Origin of the sequence: Salinibacillus aidingensis (genome assembly GCF_039522525.1) — a bacterium.
GTDB lineage: Bacteria > Bacillota > Bacilli > Bacillales > Alkalibacillaceae > Salinibacillus > Salinibacillus aidingensis.
Genome location: NZ_BAAADO010000003.1, coordinates 382,695 through 398,855, shown reverse-complemented (window position 1 = coordinate 398,855; position 16,161 = coordinate 382,695). Strand labels below are relative to the sequence as shown.

Below are 16,161 nucleotides of genomic sequence, written 5' to 3'. Positions count from 1 at the left end.
TTATATATTCAGGAGGTAAGGCGTATGAAGGTTGATGTCATTGGTGATGTTCATGGATGCTATGAGGAATTAACGGAGCTGTTGACGAAGCTCGGCTATCAGTGGACCAATGGGATTCCCGAACATCCAGAATCACGTATTCCTGTATTTTTAGGGGATTTAACGGACAGAGGACCAAATTCTCTGGATGTCATTGAATTGGTATACCAACTGGTTATTGGAAAGCAGAAAGGAAAATATATACCCGGCAACCATTGTGATAAGCTGTACCGATATTTTCTCGGTAATCCAGTTAAACAGAAGCATGGACTGGAGACAACGGTCGCAGAATATGAGCAATGCACTATGGAAGAGAAGGCATCCATAAAAGCAAAGTTCATGGAGTTATACGAAAGTGCACCGTTATACTTAAGACTTCCTGAAGTCCATGCAGTTGTTGCACATGCCGGAATAAAAGAAGAAATGATTGGTAAGCAGGGAAAAAAAGTAAAGACCTTTGTTTTGTATGGAGATATCACTGGAAAAACAGATGAACAGGGCAGACCTGAGAGACGTGACTGGGCAAAGCATTACAGAGGTGATCAGTGGATCGTCTATGGCCACACCCCTGTAAAAGAGCCCCGTTTTCAGCAAAAAACTGCAAATATTGATACGGGCTGCGTGTTCGGCGGAAAGCTTACCGCCTTCCGTTTACCCGAAAAGAAGCTGGTCTCAGTTTCTTCCAACCAGCCCTATATTGAAGAGAAATTCCGTTCATTTGAGGATTAATTCTGTTCAGGAATAAGCTGTTTCATATCATCCGGGAATCCGGAAGTAAAATGAAGCCACTCCTGTTTAAAAGGCTGATAAAAGGTCAACTCGTGACAGTGCAAAGCCTGGCGATTCATTCTGTCTACAGGACCACCATACAGGTCATCACCTAAAAGGGGGTGACCCATCCACGAAAAGTGGACACGAATCTGATGTGTCCTCCCTGTCTGAAGCGAAACATTGACACAGGAAAATCCCGGGGCATATTCCTTTTCCACTTCATACAGGGTGATTGCCTCCTGCCCATCGGTTCGAACCTCCCGCTCAATAATCGAGCCTTCCTTTCGTCCTATGGGCGCATGAATTTCACCCTGTCTCTTCTCCATAAAACCTTCCACTATAGCGATATAAACCCGCTTCACCTTTCCCTGCTGCTGTTGAAAGGATAACTGTGAATGACTAAACCGATGCTTGGCAACGAGCATTAACCCGGAAGTATTACGGTCAAGTCTTGTCACAATGTGTGCTGTATACTTTTCTCCCCGTTTTTGATAATACGCTACAAGTCCATTCGCAATCGATCCGGCATTCGAATGGGGACTTGGCATAACCGGAATACCGGTCTGTTTATCCAATACCAGGACATCCCGGTCTTCATAAACGATATTCAAAGGAATCTCCATAGGCCCAAGCCGACTGTTCTCCTGCTCTTCAGGGAAGGAAATTTCGAGAAGATCTCCCTTTGTCAGGTTATACCTTACCGTAACAGAGCAGCCATTCACTTTAATACCATCCGAAAATTTTACGGTTTTTATCATTCGCCGTGAAAATGCCCGTACCGAAGTTAAGTAATCGCGTACGAGCATCCCCTCATGTTTATGTTCAATTGTCCATTTCATTTTCGTTTCACCTGCTTTATTGACGCTCATCAGCCACAAATGAATCATGCACCCTTTTCCAGAACGGAAATGGGCGAAAACGGGCAAACTTCACTTTTTCTTTCGCTACTCTGCACTCAATCGCTTTAACATCTTTATAGGAGTATGTGTGATGATCAATGGTTATTAAAAAGCTTCGATCATTCAGCGGTTTTAACATACACGTATGATGCTTCGGTAATATAAGTGGTGAACCTACCGTACGGAACACCCGGTTATTAATGGAGGCCATCTCTGTAATCTGTATCGCCTCTAACGAAGGATGAATAATGGCTCCTCCTAATGCTTTATTATAGGCTGTACTTCCGGAAGGGGTTGAAATGCATAACCCGTCTCCACGGAAGGTTTCAAAATGCTCTCCTTTTATCTCAACATCCAGAACGACTGATCCCTCTGATGTTTTCACAGAACCTTCATTTAAGGCTAAGTAATGATCTTCACTTTCGCCGTTCTTGGGATGAATTTTAATATCAAGAATGGGATATTCCACAACCTGGAATGGTGTGCGGGCAATTTCAATAATAAGCTTCTCCAATTCCTTTGGCAGCCAATCTGCGTAAAAACCCAAGTGTCCAGTATGAATCCCTATAAAAGCGGTTTGCTTAAGACGGTGGTTGTAGGAATGAAAGGCTTCCAGGAGCGTTCCATCCCCGCCAACGGAAATGACTAAATCCGGCTCTTGTTCGTTATATTCCAAATTGAATTCCTGTAAGTAATTTTTAATCTTTAATTTAATCTCCCTGGAAGTCTGATCTCCTTTACATTGAATGGCAAATTTCATATCTGCCTGTCACCCCTTTCCCCAATTCTCACGTTTCACGATTATCCCGTTCCTTTTTTTTGCGAAAAATTTTTTGTGCCTCTTGTACTTCATGACGAATTGCTGACATCTCTTCATCCAATCGAAAAGCCGCTTCCGCTGCCCGCTTAAGCCGGCTCTGGATTTCAACTGGTATTTGCCCGGAATACTTATAGTTTAACGAATGCTCATTCGTTGCCCAGAAATTCATGGCTAAGGTCCGGATCTGTAATTCAGCGGAGAGCATTTTTTCTCCCTTTATCGTCTCAACCGGATAATGAATAATCATATGATAAGAACGATAGCCACTTTCCTTTTTATCAGATATGTAGTCCTTTTCTTCCAAAATAATAAAGTCCTTGCGATTTCTTAACATTTCTACCACAGCATATATATCATCAACGAATTGACAGACAACACGTAAGCCTGCGATATCCTGGATCTCATTTTCCACTTGATCAATGGGGAGTTCCTTTCGCCTGGCTTTATCGATAATGCTCGAAATGGGCTTGACCCTGCCAGTAACAAATTCAATAGGAGAATGACTGGACTCATTTTCATATTGTTTCCGCATTCCGCGAAGTTTCACCTTTAATTCATCTACTGCTTGAGCATACGGGGCAAGCAGTACTTCCCAATTCACATTAAATCCCACCTTCATCTCACAGTCATCCGAACATAGCTTTTACATCGAATCTTATTGTATCATAATCTGTTTATTCTATCAGTTATTCATTCGGTCATCTTCGCTTTACATGCTGTCCTGAAATGTCCATAATGATGCATATACTTTGTTACGGGAGCTGAATGTTATGCATGAGGAAATTGAAATTGAATTTAAAAATATGTTAACCAGAGCTGAATATCATAATCTCCTGGATGCCTTTCATCTTAATGAACAAACAGCTTTTAAGCAAGTAAATCATTATTTCGAAACGGATAACCTCCACTTGAAGGAAAAGGGTTCAGCCTTACGAATACGGGAAAAAAACGGAAATTACAAATTTACTTTAAAGGAACCACATCCAGATGGACTGCTTGAAACGCATGCCGACATATCCAACGACGATTTAACAAGCTGTCAGAACGGAACAATGCTGATACCTGAAAATATAAAAAAACGACTTACAGCGCTGGAAATCCCTGTTGACCAATTAAAATACATGGGCGAGCTTCAAACGTTACGACTTGAGAAAGAATGGCGTACCTGTCTTCTCGTATTTGATCATAGTTTCTACGCAGACACTGAGGATTTTGAACTGGAACTTGAAGCCCCCGGCCTTGAATACGGGCGAGAAGTATTTGACCAGCTTCTTCGTGACTTTAATATTAAAGAAAAACCAACCAAAAATAAAATTCAACGTTTCTTTGACGCCATTTAATGCGTGATAAAACAGATGAGTTGCCAGAATCAAAACAAGGTTGCTACAATAGACTCAAGAAGCTTAGGTTGTTATAGAACAGTTGATGAATAAATCTCCCTTTATTCATTTTTCATTCATTTTTTAATTTCAATATAAAATAACGGGAAGAAGGGTAAGTATAACCATGCGTGATATACAAGGCAATATCTACGACGCTATTGGTGGCTATAAAAAAATTGAAGAGCTTGTTGAGGCTTTTTATGCGAGAGTAGGAAAACATCCAAAGCTTACTCCGATATTTCCTGATGATTTAACAGAGACTGCAAGGAAACAGAAAATGTTTTTAACTCAGTTTTTTGGTGGTCCTCCTTTATTTTCACAGGAAAGAGGGCATCCTAGACTTAGAGCTCGCCACATACCATTTGAAATTACCCCTGCAAGAAGAAATGCCTGGGTAGACTGTATGACAAATGCTTTAGAGGAAGCCAGCATTGAAGAACCCTATCGTACTGTAATGTTAGAAAAGCTTTCTATGACCGCAACCCACATGATGAACACACCTGAGAATGAGAAAGGAGAATCCAAGTGATTCGCAAAAGTACTGGGGCAACAACCAGCAGCACACCAAAAACTGATAATACCCAGTATGGTTTTTCTGACTTATTAAATAAACCAATTGAAATTTATACATTTATTGACCCATTGTGCCCTGAATGCTGGTCACTGGAGCCCTATCTAAAAAAACTGAGGCTCGAATATGGACGCTTCTTTAAAATTAAACCGATTATAAGTGGAAAGCTGAGTTCCCTGAACCTTGCTAAAACGAAGAATCCAAAAGACTTGGCTAAAGCCTGGAATCGAACAGCAAGTCGAACTGGAATGAGCTGTGACGGAGACTTATGGCTGGAAAACCCTGTTTCTTTACCTTGGCTGCCCTCCATTGCTATTAAGGCAGCAGAGCTCCAGGGCGGAAAAGCCGGAGCTTCCTTTTTGCGTAAGCTCCAGGAGCATTTGTTTGTAAATAAAGAAAATATATCCAATGACGAAATTCTGATCCAATGTGCTAAAGAAGTGAATCTTGACCTCGAAGAATTTCAGAAGGATTTATCAGGTGAAACAGCAAAAAAAGCCTTACAGTGTGATTTAAAGCTTACAAGGGAAATGGAAGTTGACGAAATACCGGCGATTGTTTTATTTAATCAGTCTGATGAACAGGAAGGCATAAAAGTATCAGGACTTTATCCATACGACGTTTATGTAAAGGTATTATTTGAAATGCTCGGATCAGAGCCAAATCCAGCTGTAAAACCGCCATTAAAAGAGTTTTTAAAATACTACCATTTTGTGGCTTCCAAGGAAATTTCCGTTGTTTTTAACTGGAGCAGTGAACAGACACAAAAGGAAATGAAAAAGCTTCAGATAAAGAGGCTGGTAGAAAAAATGCCGGCAAAGTATGATACATTCTGGCGTTATATCGGAAATTAAGCATTTATGTGGGATATTAGTGGGATATTAAGGCCAGTTAATGCGTGAAAAAAATAATTAGTAAAAAAGGAAGGATGATTTATAATCATCCTTCCTTTTTATTTCATCAAGACAAAGGGGGTTGGGAGAAAGTTCACTACAAACAAAAGGGGTTTTGTTTAAATTGTGATATCTTTCACGTATATATAATAACAAGGATGTCCAATGAACGCAATAGATTGGTGAACTATTTCACACATCTGTCACAAAATAATTGAGCAGCCATTAAAAATATTCATTTTTCTGTTATGTATGCGATTGTACTAGCATATATTTTAACAAAAACGAGAGGTGATCAGCATGAAAATTCAGCTCATCATTGTATCAGGTATTTTCCTGTTTATGCTTTGGCTTAACTTCCTTGGTATGATGAACATGGTCCCACGATTGATTACCTTACCTTTATTGTTTATTTCCACCTATATGCTCATTTATACTTTCGTTTTCAGGAAAGCATATCGTGGAAAAAGGAGAAGGTTACTCTGACAATACAGAGGCGGAAGTGCCCCATAGAATCGTTAGTCACAAAACATCAAAAACACCCTTTTCGGGACAAAAAAAGTCCCTGTTAGCTACTTGCTCAACAGGGACTTTTTTGATTCTTTTTTGAAAGTGACTATACTCATTCAATCATTTACTTTAAAAGCTCTTCAAACTCATTGAGCTTTTCTTCAAATACGTCTAATGCTGACAGAATTGGATCCTTGGAAGTCATATCTACTCCGGCACGCTTCAGAACTTCGATTGGATAGTCACTGCTTCCTGCTTTAAGATAGTTTAAATACCTTTCCACAGCTTCATCTCCCTCATTCAGGATTTGAGAGGCAAGTGTTGTTGCGGCCGAATAGCCTGTTGCATATTGATAAACGTAATAATTGTAATAGAAATGAGGAATACGAGCCCATTCCAGACCAATTTTATCATCAATCGTTATATCGTCACCGAAGTACTTTTTATTAAGGTCATAGTAAAGCTGGGTCATTTTTTCTGCAGTTAGCGCTTCTCCGTTCTGTGCACGAACATGGATATCATGTTCAAATTCAGCAAACATTGTCTGACGGAATACTGTCCCGCGGAAGCCTTCTAAGAAATGATTTAACAGGTAAAGCTTCTCTCTTTTATCATTCGTATTCTTTAGCAGATAATCATTCAATAACGCTTCATTACAGGTAGATGCCACTTCAGCTACGAAAATTGAATAGTTGCCGTAACGGAAGGGCTGATGCTTATGTGTATAGTAGCTGTGCAGCGAATGCCCTAATTCATGGGCAAGCGTAAAGAGATTGTTAATGTTATCCTGCCAATTTAACAGGATATATGGGTTGGTTCCATAAACGCCTGAGGAATAGGCACCGCTTCTTTTCCCTTTGTTTTCTTCAACATCGATCCAGCGGCTCTCAAAACCTTGTTTCAGGATTTCCTGATATTCCTCACCTAATGGGGCCAATCCATTTAGAACATATTCCTTGGCTTCATCATATTTTACCTCCATATCCACATCATCAATGAGAGGAACATATAAATCGTACATATGCAGTTCCTCTACATCCAATACCTGCTTGCGTAAGCTTACATAGCGATGAAGCAATGATATTCTATCGTTTACCGCTTCCACCAGATTATCATAAACACTCTCCGGAATATTGTTGGCATCCAGTGAGGATTGTCTTGCTGAATCATAATGACGGGCCTTAGCATTAAAGTTATCCCGTTTCACCGCGCCACTAAGTGTAGAAGCAAGGGTATTTTTGTATTTTCCATAAGTATCATACATAGCATCAAAGGCATTTTTTCTTACATTACGATCCTTAGATTCCATAAACTGAATAAAACGTCCATGCGTAAGGTCCTTTTCATTTCCGTCTGCATCTTTTACAGAAGGAAAATCTATATCCGCGTTATTCAGCATTCCAAATGTCTGCTCAGGACTGCTTGTAACCTCTGAAACTTCAGCAAGAAGCTCTTCTTCTTTTTCACTTAGGATATGTGGGCGCTGCCGCAGAACATCCTCCAGATAATGCTCGTAAGTCTTTAACTCTTCATTCTCAGATAAAAACGCTTTAACCTGATCCTCGGTTAATGTCAATAATTCAGGGACAATAAAACTCATTGCACTTGAAGCCTGCGTGATCAATGTTTCAGCACGGGTGTTTAACTCCTGATAAAAGGAATTGGTTGTGTCCTGATCATACCGCATGTGCGCATATGTAAACAGCTCTCCTAATCGGTTGGATATTTCATCCTGCAGCTTTAGCATCTCTAATAACTGATCAGCAGAGTTTGTAATTTTGCCTTGAAATTCAGTCATTTTCGGATAAAGGTTCTGTATTTCTTTAAATTCGTTTTCCCAGGCCTCGTCCGTTTCAAATATATCTTCCAGCTTCCAGGTGCGTTCTTCTGGAATGTCTTCTCTCTTTGGCAATTCTTTTGTATTTTTCGCCACGGTCAATGTCCTCCTTCTTATAAAGTGAAACTTCCATCAGTGGGGGCCAATTCATGCGTGATAAATGGGTATACAATAATCATCTATCCTGCAAGTCATCCTGTATCCTCATTTATCTATTTTACATGAAGTCGGGTTTGTTTTTCCAACTTTACTAATTGATTCAATAATTGGGAATCCCTGTTTATAGCCTTTTCCAAAGTCCGGGGAAATACAACCTCTTTCTCCTTTCTGAAAGTATATTCATTTACACGTGAAAGGATCTGAAGCCTTTCCAGCAGATACAAATACTCTATAACAGCCACAGATTCCTCGAGATAGATGGATGCCAGTGGACGTCTTATTTGTATGGATTGTAAGGTGGATTGCACCTCATTATACATAAAAGTTTTCCCAACTGATAAAGGTTTAATAATTTCCAATAAAATTTTGCTTTGCCATATATACGTAGGTGTTTCAATTAAGAAATGATGGGTTACGGGCAAATGAATCTCTGACGGTAAGTATTGGGGATGCAGTCCTTTTGAATATAGCCAGGAAATAAACCGCCTGTCCGATGAACCTGCATATTTGGCTCGCAGACCACGGAATCTCTTCTTCTCATTTAACCAATATTCATATATTTGATGATTCAGAACCTGGGATTTTAAAAAGAAGTGCTGAAAACCTGAATGCGACAGAACCCATGAATGTAAGCGGCCATACATTCTGGATTTTATTGGGCTTGGGGAAACGAGTGAGGTCATTAGGTCGGTTACAGGATTATAAAAGAGGATTTGGGGCTGGGTATCAGGCGTGAACTTCTGAATAAATAAGGAATCAAAATATGTAGTTTTAATCTGGCTGGTCCCTCTTCTTTTTAACCGGTTTTCTCCAAGTATCCATATGGGAAAAATCCCCGCTTTCCTGTATCCCCTTGTACGCTCCCTGACAATTGTCGGTGAAATCACAGCACATTGATATTCAATAGCAAAGTAGCAATCATTCCATTTCACCAGCAAATCAGGACGCTGCCGGATAGCAGAGAGATAATATTCCAATTCCACTGGTATTCCTTGAGTAGAAAACCACTGAAATAAAGCAGCTTTTCCTTTCGAATGGTAATCCCCCTCCCCATTATGACGATTAGGACAGGAGCTTTGCTGGAAATGCGCGTAATGAGGCATCACCTTTTCCCCTGCCCTGATAAATACCTGTTCATTACATTGAGGGCAATAAAAGATTTCCTGTCTTAAATCTGCCAGCTCCTGCCTGGTTTTATTGATAAGTAATATAGGTGTTCCATTCTTATCTACAGCTTTTAACAAATCCATCACCTCTCCGTCTGAATATTCCTTTCACTTAGAATAAACAACGAAATCTTATCTGTAAAAAGACTATTTTGCTTTTGTATAAGGCAGGAACACGTATAAAATCTGAAATTTTACTAGAGTAATTAAAAAAACATGTACCTCTCATTTCGAGAAATACATGTTTCGTTAAATTATAATAGTGGTGATAAGAGCCGACAGGTTGACTCGTATATTTTCATAAAAATCGGGCGCTTTAAAAATCTGGAATGTTCCAGCTGAGTGGAATGCTGAAGATCCTTCTCAAAATCCGTTACAAGCTGCTCTACGCTGTCTGTCTTATAAAGAAAGGCGTTGACCTCAAAATTCAGGTGAAAGCTTCTCATATCCATATTTGACGTTCCTATGGATGCCAGTTCCTGATCGACAATCATGACCTTGCTATGTAGGAACCCTTCATTATAACGATAAATTTTCACGCCCGCTTCTAACAGCTCAGGATAATAGGATTGAGAAGCATAAAAAACGATTTTTTTATCCGGCCGATTGGGAACGAGCAGTTTCACATCAACCCCACTCAGAGCAGCCGTTTTAATGGCTGAGAGAATATCGGTATCCGGAATAAAATAGGGTGAGGCAATCCAGATTGACTGCTGTGCAGATGTCATGAGAGAAAAGAACAGCATTTTAATGGTCTCCCATTCCGTATCCGGTCCACCCGCAACGAGCTGAACTCCCCCTTTATTTTCAATGATGTATTCAGGGGATAAGTAGGCAGGCTTCAGCAAAGCTTTTCCCGTCATATAATACCAATCCTGCAGAAAAATCGTCTGAAGGCTTCGCACCGCTTCACCACGAACATATAAATGGGTATCACGCCAATTCCCGTAGTACTTGTTTCGGCCAATATATTCATCCCCGATATTTAATCCACCTGCAAACCCTATTTTTCCATCAACCACAACAATTTTTCGGTGGTTACGAAAATTAATTTTATTGTTCAGAAATGGCAGTTTAACCGGAGAAAAAGGAACCATTTCCACACCTGCACGCTTCAGTTCCTCTTTAAAACCATTAGAAAGCTCCCAGCTCCCTACTGCATCATAAAGGAAACGAACTTCGATGCCATTTTTCGCTTTTTCTACCAGGACATCCTTAAATTCATTTCCCAATTGATCATCTCTTACAATATAAAATTCTAAATGAATATGGTGTTCCGCCTGCTTCAGCTCTTCCAGCATAGCAGGAAAACTCTCGGAACCATTTGTTAAAACTCTTGTATCCGTATGAAATGAAATAGGAGAATGTCCAAGCCTCTGAGCCAGACGAAAGGATTGTCGCTGGTAATCTCCCAAATGATTAAGTTCTCTCTGATTCAGAAAGCGACTGCCCTCAACCTGCCTGAACGCTCTCAGATCCAATTCAGCCTTTTGCTTAAACATTTTACGTTTACGAAAGTTCTGACCGAAAAAAAGATAAAAGAAAAAACCAACACCCGGGAAGGCGGCCAGAACAAGCAGCCAATTTAAAGTCTGACTGGGATTACGATTCTCAATAAAAATTAAAAACGAGATAAAAACGACGGATATGGATATAAAAATAGAATAAGCCGTAACAATCCAACTTCCCCAGAATTCGGTTACGATATAGAGAAAACCGACGACCATAATCAAGAATACGAAAAGTTGAATACGTTTAAACATAGATAGACCTTCCTTAACTGTTATAAAGTGAAACTTCCATCAGTAGGGGGTTTTCTCCATCCCCCACTGATGGTTAGTTGACTTATCAGGTTTTTACTGGCCGTTTATCCCCCACTTCGTCTTGTTGGGGTACCCCCAAAACCTGAAGTGGGGGTATTACGGCCAGTTAATACGTGATAAATTCCTCTACGATTTTAGCTGGAATATTGTTTCAGATTAATGACCTCACACTTCTAATCTAATGTAATTTTTCAATAAAAACAAGCATCATACATCCTTATCACCATTTACTCAGAGAGTTTTTCCCTTATCTCCCCCACCCCCATATATATTTTAGAACCACAAAAAAAGACATTCCAATATTTTTGGAATGTCCTTGAACCTCTATAAATTAGGGAAATGGGTTTTGATTTGTTCCAATGCACTTTGCTCATAAATCTGATTCCCATATTCACTTAATCGGTGAATGGTCATACTGCTTTCTTCACTATATTCGAGCATGTGGCTAATGACATCTTCCTGTTCATCATCGTCCAGCAAATCATCTTTGAACTGAATAAACAAATAGTAGGCCTGATCATAGTGATAAAGTTCATCATGAAATACAAATGAATCACGGATGGAATGACCTAACTGTATGACGTTTTCAATATCGGTAAACTTCAGAACAATGGAAAATTCCTCCTGATCATCCTCATTTTCCTCATCCTGATCCTCTGTGTCTGTCTGCTCACCATTCAAAAAGTGGCCTTTATCTAATAATGATTCCATTTTATCATCTATTGGTAAATCCAATAACTTTCCTTCATCAGTTGGAAGCTCAAGCTTGTGGCCATCCTTGGATAACTGGGCCTTCGTAACAATAATCTCAAGGCCTTTATCCATTGCCTGTACTTGAATCCATAATGGACCATCTACAGTAAATTCTTCCTGTTCATTCACCTCATCCATCATTTCCCAGAAGAGCTGTTCACTTTTTTCCCGGTTATACCAGACATCTTCACGATCAAAACCGCGATCCTCTATATCCATATAGGAGATGTAAAACTTGACTGTGTTTTCATTAATACGCTCGATTTCCATTTTAAAACTCTCCCTTCTGGTTTTCATTTATCAATTGAAGGGAAAACTAACCCCTTAAAATAAACTACTTTTGTTATATTTTATGATAAAACTAAATAAAATGAAAATTATATTGCTCGTTCTTTAAAAAACAAACGTGAGTCCATATATCTAAACCTTACAAATTAGTTACCCTGCATTTAAAAAGCTAAACATCATGCTCCTTATGTGCTAAGGTTTGATTTATTATTTTACCGTATTTCACTCTATTTGTCACCTGTTTGGGGAGGTATTATCCATGGAATTTTTAGATTTTGAATTCATTAAGTCCATTATTGCAATCATAGGTATTGATTTGGTCCTCGGTGGTGATAACGCCATTGTCATTGCACTTGCAAGTCGTAATCTCCCCTTAAGCCAGCGGAATAAAGCGATTATTTGGGGGACAGGCTTAGCTATATGTATCAGAATCTTGTTAACTGCCGTAGCACTTTATCTATTACAAATCCCATTTTTACAATTTGTCGGAGGGCTTCTTCTTGTTTATATTGCTATCCATTTACTTACAGATGACGGGGACGACCCGGATATTAAGGGCAGTGATAACCTGCTCTCAGCTATCAAAACGATTGTATTTGCAGATGTAGTTATGGGATTTGATAATGTCATTGCGCTTGCAGGTGCATCCGGCGGAAACATCATCCTTGTTATCATTGGTTTAATCATCTCGGTACCTATTATCATCTGGGGAAGCAAAATTATTCTATTTACAATGGAGAAATTCCCTGTATTGGTTTATATTGGAGCAAGTATTCTGGCTTACACAGCAAGTGAGATGATCCTTGGCGAGGAACGATTGCAGCCAATTTTTGAGCAGTTCAGCATACTCCACTATATACTTCCAATCGTAATGATCCTGTTTGTCATTATCACTGGTTACAACGTTGATCAGCGTAAAATCAAAACCGTTAAATAATGAAAGTACCTGAATAAAGAAAAAAGGTCTGATTAAAAGAAAAAAGGTCTGATTCTTTTCATATACATGAGTGGCAGTTAGCCTCTCATATATATGAATGTAAGGAATCGGACCTTTTAATTTCATTTCCCTGAACTTTAATTAATTGACAAGTCTTTGCGCTTCCTTCAGCTGGAATGAACGTACTTTTCGAGGCAGGAATCGACGAATTTCATCTTCGTTATACCCTACCTGGAGTCTCTTTTCATCCATAATAATCGGGCGACGAAGAAGTCCAGGATTTTTCTGTATTAAATCAATTAAATCCTTCAATGGCAGTTGATCTAAGTCCGCATTTAATTCCTGAAACACTTTTGAACGAGTAGAGATGATTTCATCTGTCCCGTTTTCAGTCATTCTCAGTATCTCCTTGACTTCATCAATGGTCAAATATTCAGAGAAAATGTTTCGTTCCTTAAATGGAATATCGTGCTCCTCAAGCCAGGTTCTTGCTTTCCGACAAGATGTGCAGCTTGGAGATGTGAATAAGGTTACCATATGTTTCACTCCTTTAAAAGGATTGCTTCCAGAAACAAAAAAAGTTTTATTAGATTATAATTAATATAATCTAAAATACTACATACTAAGTATACTACAAAATGATAAATGAGGATAGAGGGTATTGGAATTGTTTAAATATTGTTCAATATTTCGCCACTATTATTAGTTATTATTCCCTATTATCTCATCCCCTAAACCATTTTTTAGGGAGAAATAACAAACGTTCATTATCATTCAGGCGGGAGGTTTTTTCAATTCGCTCAGAAATTTAATCATCCAGTTCGTCAAAGATATTGTCATTTCTGCTCTCATCAAAGGTCAGTACTTTATCAACAGGCTCATAGGATTCACCGTAGAATTCTTTATCTTTATAGGTATGAATACTTTTATACATCTTTTTCATTTTCTCAAAAATTTCTTCTTCTGTTTCATGTTCAGGGGACCAATAAAGAATTTCCATTTCATTTATTTCATTTGTTGCCAATGACCTTCTTGTATAACCTATCGATCTTGCATGCTGAAACCCTTCTTTTTGATAAAAATGCAGTCGCTTTTCTGTATCCGTATCTTCATAATCAATGGGTTCCACTTCCAGAATGATGGGCTTCCCTTTTTCTTTCAGCTTCTCCATCAATTGATGCCCAATCCCTTTTCCTCTGGAAGCACTGGAAACATAGACGTAATCAATAAAAATGAAGGTGTCAAACTCCGCATACATCATAACGTGATGCTCACCCTCATCCTTATAATAGACGTCTCCTTTTTCTTCAAGAAGTCTTTCCATATGCTCTTTTGATTTCATTTCCTCAACGGGAAAATACTTACTGAGCTTTTCATACCAGTTCATAAATCTACTCCTTCTCCATTTGTCCTTTTTTATTATAACGAAACCTCTTGTAAAAGTGAAATATTTCCGGGATTACTTGAGAATTATTTTCAGACTTTTCAAACCGCCGCTGATAGCATACAATGAATTATAAGATGACTGTAGGGGGGGTCGGAAGTTATGGGTTCCTTTGTTTTAGAGTTATCATTATTGGGGATTTTAATCATTGGATTAACCGCTTTCTCTGCTGTTATTGTTCAATTTTCCGGTGAAAGGCTATTTGGTCGAAAAACAAAAAATCACTATTCCTCACAGTCTCACTCCATCCAATCAAACTGGAAACAGGTTGGCGGAAAGCATCAAACTTGAATCATTAATGAGAAAAAAGGACACTTCCTGAGCAGAATTGTCCTTTTTTATTAATTAATCTAGTGGGGTATAATCCACATTCTTTGTATACTTATTTGATGGGTTCCAGAGAAGGAACTCATGAACCCCGCCTTCATTCAATGCTTTAATTTGGGCTTCCACTTCAGCCTTCCCATATTGGGTTGGTGCTCCTGAATATAACCATGGAGCTTCAAAGTCCTGAATCCACGGTCTTGAAACAGGGGAGTTCTCAAGTTCACCCAAGCGTTCATTTTCCACCTTTACATATTCCTTAACCAGCTTGTAGGGTTCCTTGTCTGGGAATGGAATATCGAAATAACTGGTCCAATGACTTGGATAGACCATGGAGGAAATGACATCGACATTGCTTGAAATCTTGGAAAAGTTCTGTCCAATCCCAGGAGCTTCCGGAATTGTTGCAGAATAACCAAAAATATCTACAGATAAATCAACATTATAATAGGCCAATTTCTCTTTAGCGTAGGATACAAAGTCCGTAACCGCTTTGACACGCTTCTGAACATTATCCATGTCTAAATCTGCATACTCACCTTCACTGTATTGAAGGATATCATCCCGCTTTTCAAAGCCCTCCGGAAATCTTACATAATCAAATTGAATATCCTTAAACCCTGCTTCAGCAGCCATTTTGGCAATTTCAAGGTTATATTCCCAGACTTCTTTCATGAATGGATTAACAAAGGCTTCCTCTCGTCCATTTTTCCAAATTGATCCATTCTCTTTAAAGGATAATTCCGGTCTTTTTTCAGCAAGCCTCGTATCTTTAAACACCACGATACGTGCAATCGGATATACCCCTTCTTTTTCCAATGTTTCAAGTGTACTTCTTAGATCACTGATATAATTCTTACCAATATCCGAATATGGCGAGTCCTCTCCAGGATCGAAAGTTAGATCTCCATAGTCGTCTTTAATGTCAATAACCATGGAATTCAATTCTGTTTGATTAACCAGATTCAGCAGTTCTTCAAAACGGCTTCCTCCTGCAGATGGTCCTGTTACATAAATGCCCCTTACAGCTTCCGGATACTCAAATTGAAGACCCGAGTCGTACAGGAACCGTGCAATCGGATCTTCAGGAAGAGAACGCTGCTTCAATTGTACTTGATATGAATCATGAATTTTTGCAGTAAATGATTGCACTTCTTCTTCCGCATTCACAATGAGTTGTGGGAAAAAGGAAAGAATCAGAGTTACAATAGCCATCAAAAGTATCTTTCCCGGTTGCAACGGGTGCCAGGTCAGATCATCCCTACTGCCATTGAATTCCTCTCCTGATAAATTTACCCCAAGCGGATGGATGTCGGTTCTTGCCTTCTCTCTTCTTGGTTTATTCAATTTGATCAAACTCCCATTTTTTATTGTATGTCTATATTATATTAGAAGTTTGTTTTATTTTGTTGGCTTTTTTTAATTTTCTCCGGGAAAAATATTTTATTCACCTATTGACAAGGCCAAAATGAGGATGTTTCCTTGTCAATGGTGCTGAATCCGGACGTGGCCTCTCATGGTATGCTATAAACCAATCACAGCCTT

The 16,161-nt window shown here is 39.1% G+C and carries 16 protein-coding genes; 6 read left to right on the top strand and 10 right to left on the bottom strand.

Going from position 1 to position 16,161, the window contains the following annotated elements; all coding sequences use genetic code 11:
- The first annotated feature begins 24 nt into the window (after positions 1 to 24).
- Positions 25 to 768, top strand: a complete 744-nt coding sequence (gene prpE, locus ABD006_RS08890; RefSeq protein WP_343839878.1) for a bis(5'-nucleosyl)-tetraphosphatase PrpE — start codon at positions 25 to 27, stop codon at positions 766 to 768.
- On the opposite strand, the gene ABD006_RS08885 is transcribed toward prpE, so the two are convergent.
- The 3 genes from ABD006_RS08885 to yjbM are packed head-to-tail and all read right to left on the bottom strand — an operon-like array spanning position 765 to position 3,130.
- On the bottom strand, positions 765 to 1,679 hold the full coding sequence (locus tag ABD006_RS08885) for an RluA family pseudouridine synthase (protein ID WP_343839877.1): 915 nt from the start codon (positions 1,677 to 1,679) through the stop codon (positions 765 to 767). The genes prpE and ABD006_RS08885 overlap by 4 nt on opposite strands.
- Positions 1,666 to 2,469 (bottom strand): NAD kinase, encoded by an 804-nt coding sequence (locus ABD006_RS08880; RefSeq protein WP_343839875.1) that lies wholly within the window; start codon positions 2,467 to 2,469, stop codon positions 1,666 to 1,668. The genes ABD006_RS08885 and ABD006_RS08880 overlap by 14 nt, the downstream gene beginning before the upstream one ends.
- Positions 2,470 to 2,497: 28 nt before the next feature.
- Positions 2,498 to 3,130, bottom strand: a complete 633-nt coding sequence (yjbM, locus tag ABD006_RS08875) for a GTP diphosphokinase (protein ID WP_343839873.1) — start codon at positions 3,128 to 3,130, stop codon at positions 2,498 to 2,500.
- A 169-nt stretch (positions 3,131 to 3,299) separates the two neighbouring features.
- Here yjbM and ABD006_RS08870 point away from each other — a divergent pair, with 169 nt between their 5' ends.
- From ABD006_RS08870 to ABD006_RS08860, 3 genes are all read left to right on the top strand, one after another.
- Entirely contained in the window at positions 3,300 to 3,869 is a 570-nt protein-coding gene (locus ABD006_RS08870) for a CYTH domain-containing protein (RefSeq protein ID WP_343839871.1), read from the top strand.
- 166 nt (positions 3,870 to 4,035) lie between these two features.
- Positions 4,036 to 4,440: a globin domain-containing protein gene (locus ABD006_RS08865; RefSeq protein ID WP_343839870.1), complete on the top strand. Its 405-nt coding sequence runs from the start codon at positions 4,036 to 4,038 to the stop codon at positions 4,438 to 4,440.
- On the top strand, positions 4,437 to 5,336 hold the full coding sequence (locus ABD006_RS08860; protein ID WP_425542204.1) for a ClpXP adapter SpxH family protein: 900 nt from the start codon (positions 4,437 to 4,439) through the stop codon (positions 5,334 to 5,336). The genes ABD006_RS08865 and ABD006_RS08860 overlap by 4 nt, the downstream gene beginning before the upstream one ends.
- Positions 5,337 to 6,009: 673 nt before the next feature.
- Here ABD006_RS08860 and pepF read toward each other — a convergent pair.
- The 4 genes from pepF to mecA all read right to left on the bottom strand — a co-directional run bounded on the left by pepF (position 6,010) and on the right by mecA (position 11,893).
- Positions 6,010 to 7,818, bottom strand: coding sequence for an oligoendopeptidase F (gene pepF, locus ABD006_RS08855; RefSeq protein ID WP_343839868.1), 1,809 nt, complete (start codon positions 7,816 to 7,818; stop codon positions 6,010 to 6,012).
- Between the two features lie 116 nt (positions 7,819 to 7,934).
- Complete coding sequence (locus ABD006_RS08850) at positions 7,935 to 9,131, bottom strand: competence protein CoiA (protein WP_343839866.1); 1,197 nt, start codon at positions 9,129 to 9,131, stop codon at positions 7,935 to 7,937.
- A 170-nt stretch (positions 9,132 to 9,301) separates the two neighbouring features.
- On the bottom strand, positions 9,302 to 10,810 hold the full coding sequence (cls, locus tag ABD006_RS08845) for a cardiolipin synthase (RefSeq protein ID WP_343839864.1): 1,509 nt from the start codon (positions 10,808 to 10,810) through the stop codon (positions 9,302 to 9,304).
- Positions 10,811 to 11,194: 384 nt separating this feature from the next.
- Positions 11,195 to 11,893 carry an adaptor protein MecA gene (gene mecA, locus ABD006_RS08840; protein WP_343839862.1) on the bottom strand — a complete coding sequence of 233 codons (699 nt, stop codon included), beginning with the start codon at positions 11,891 to 11,893 and terminating at the stop codon, positions 11,195 to 11,197.
- A 277-nt stretch (positions 11,894 to 12,170) separates the two neighbouring features.
- Here mecA and ABD006_RS08835 point away from each other — a divergent pair, with 277 nt between their 5' ends.
- Complete coding sequence (locus ABD006_RS08835) at positions 12,171 to 12,848, top strand: TerC family protein (protein ID WP_343839860.1); 678 nt, start codon at positions 12,171 to 12,173, stop codon at positions 12,846 to 12,848.
- Between the two features lie 141 nt (positions 12,849 to 12,989).
- On the opposite strand, the gene spxA is transcribed toward ABD006_RS08835, so the two are convergent.
- A complete protein-coding gene (gene spxA, locus ABD006_RS08830) occupies positions 12,990 to 13,385 on the bottom strand; it encodes a transcriptional regulator SpxA (protein ID WP_343839859.1) in 396 nt (131 codons plus the stop codon).
- 271 nt (positions 13,386 to 13,656) lie between these two features.
- Positions 13,657 to 14,235: a GNAT family N-acetyltransferase gene (locus tag ABD006_RS08825; protein ID WP_343839857.1), complete on the bottom strand. Its 579-nt coding sequence runs from the start codon at positions 14,233 to 14,235 to the stop codon at positions 13,657 to 13,659.
- A gap of 159 nt (positions 14,236 to 14,394) precedes the next feature.
- On the opposite strand from ABD006_RS08825, the gene ABD006_RS08820 reads away from it, so the two are divergent.
- Positions 14,395 to 14,583, top strand: coding sequence for a hypothetical protein (locus ABD006_RS08820; RefSeq protein ID WP_343839855.1), 189 nt, complete (start codon positions 14,395 to 14,397; stop codon positions 14,581 to 14,583).
- 54 nt (positions 14,584 to 14,637) lie between these two features.
- On the opposite strand, the gene ABD006_RS08815 is transcribed toward ABD006_RS08820, so the two are convergent.
- Positions 14,638 to 15,831 (bottom strand): putative glycoside hydrolase, encoded by a 1,194-nt coding sequence (locus ABD006_RS08815; protein WP_425542208.1) that lies wholly within the window; start codon positions 15,829 to 15,831, stop codon positions 14,638 to 14,640.
- Positions 15,832 to 16,161 lie beyond the last annotated feature (330 nt).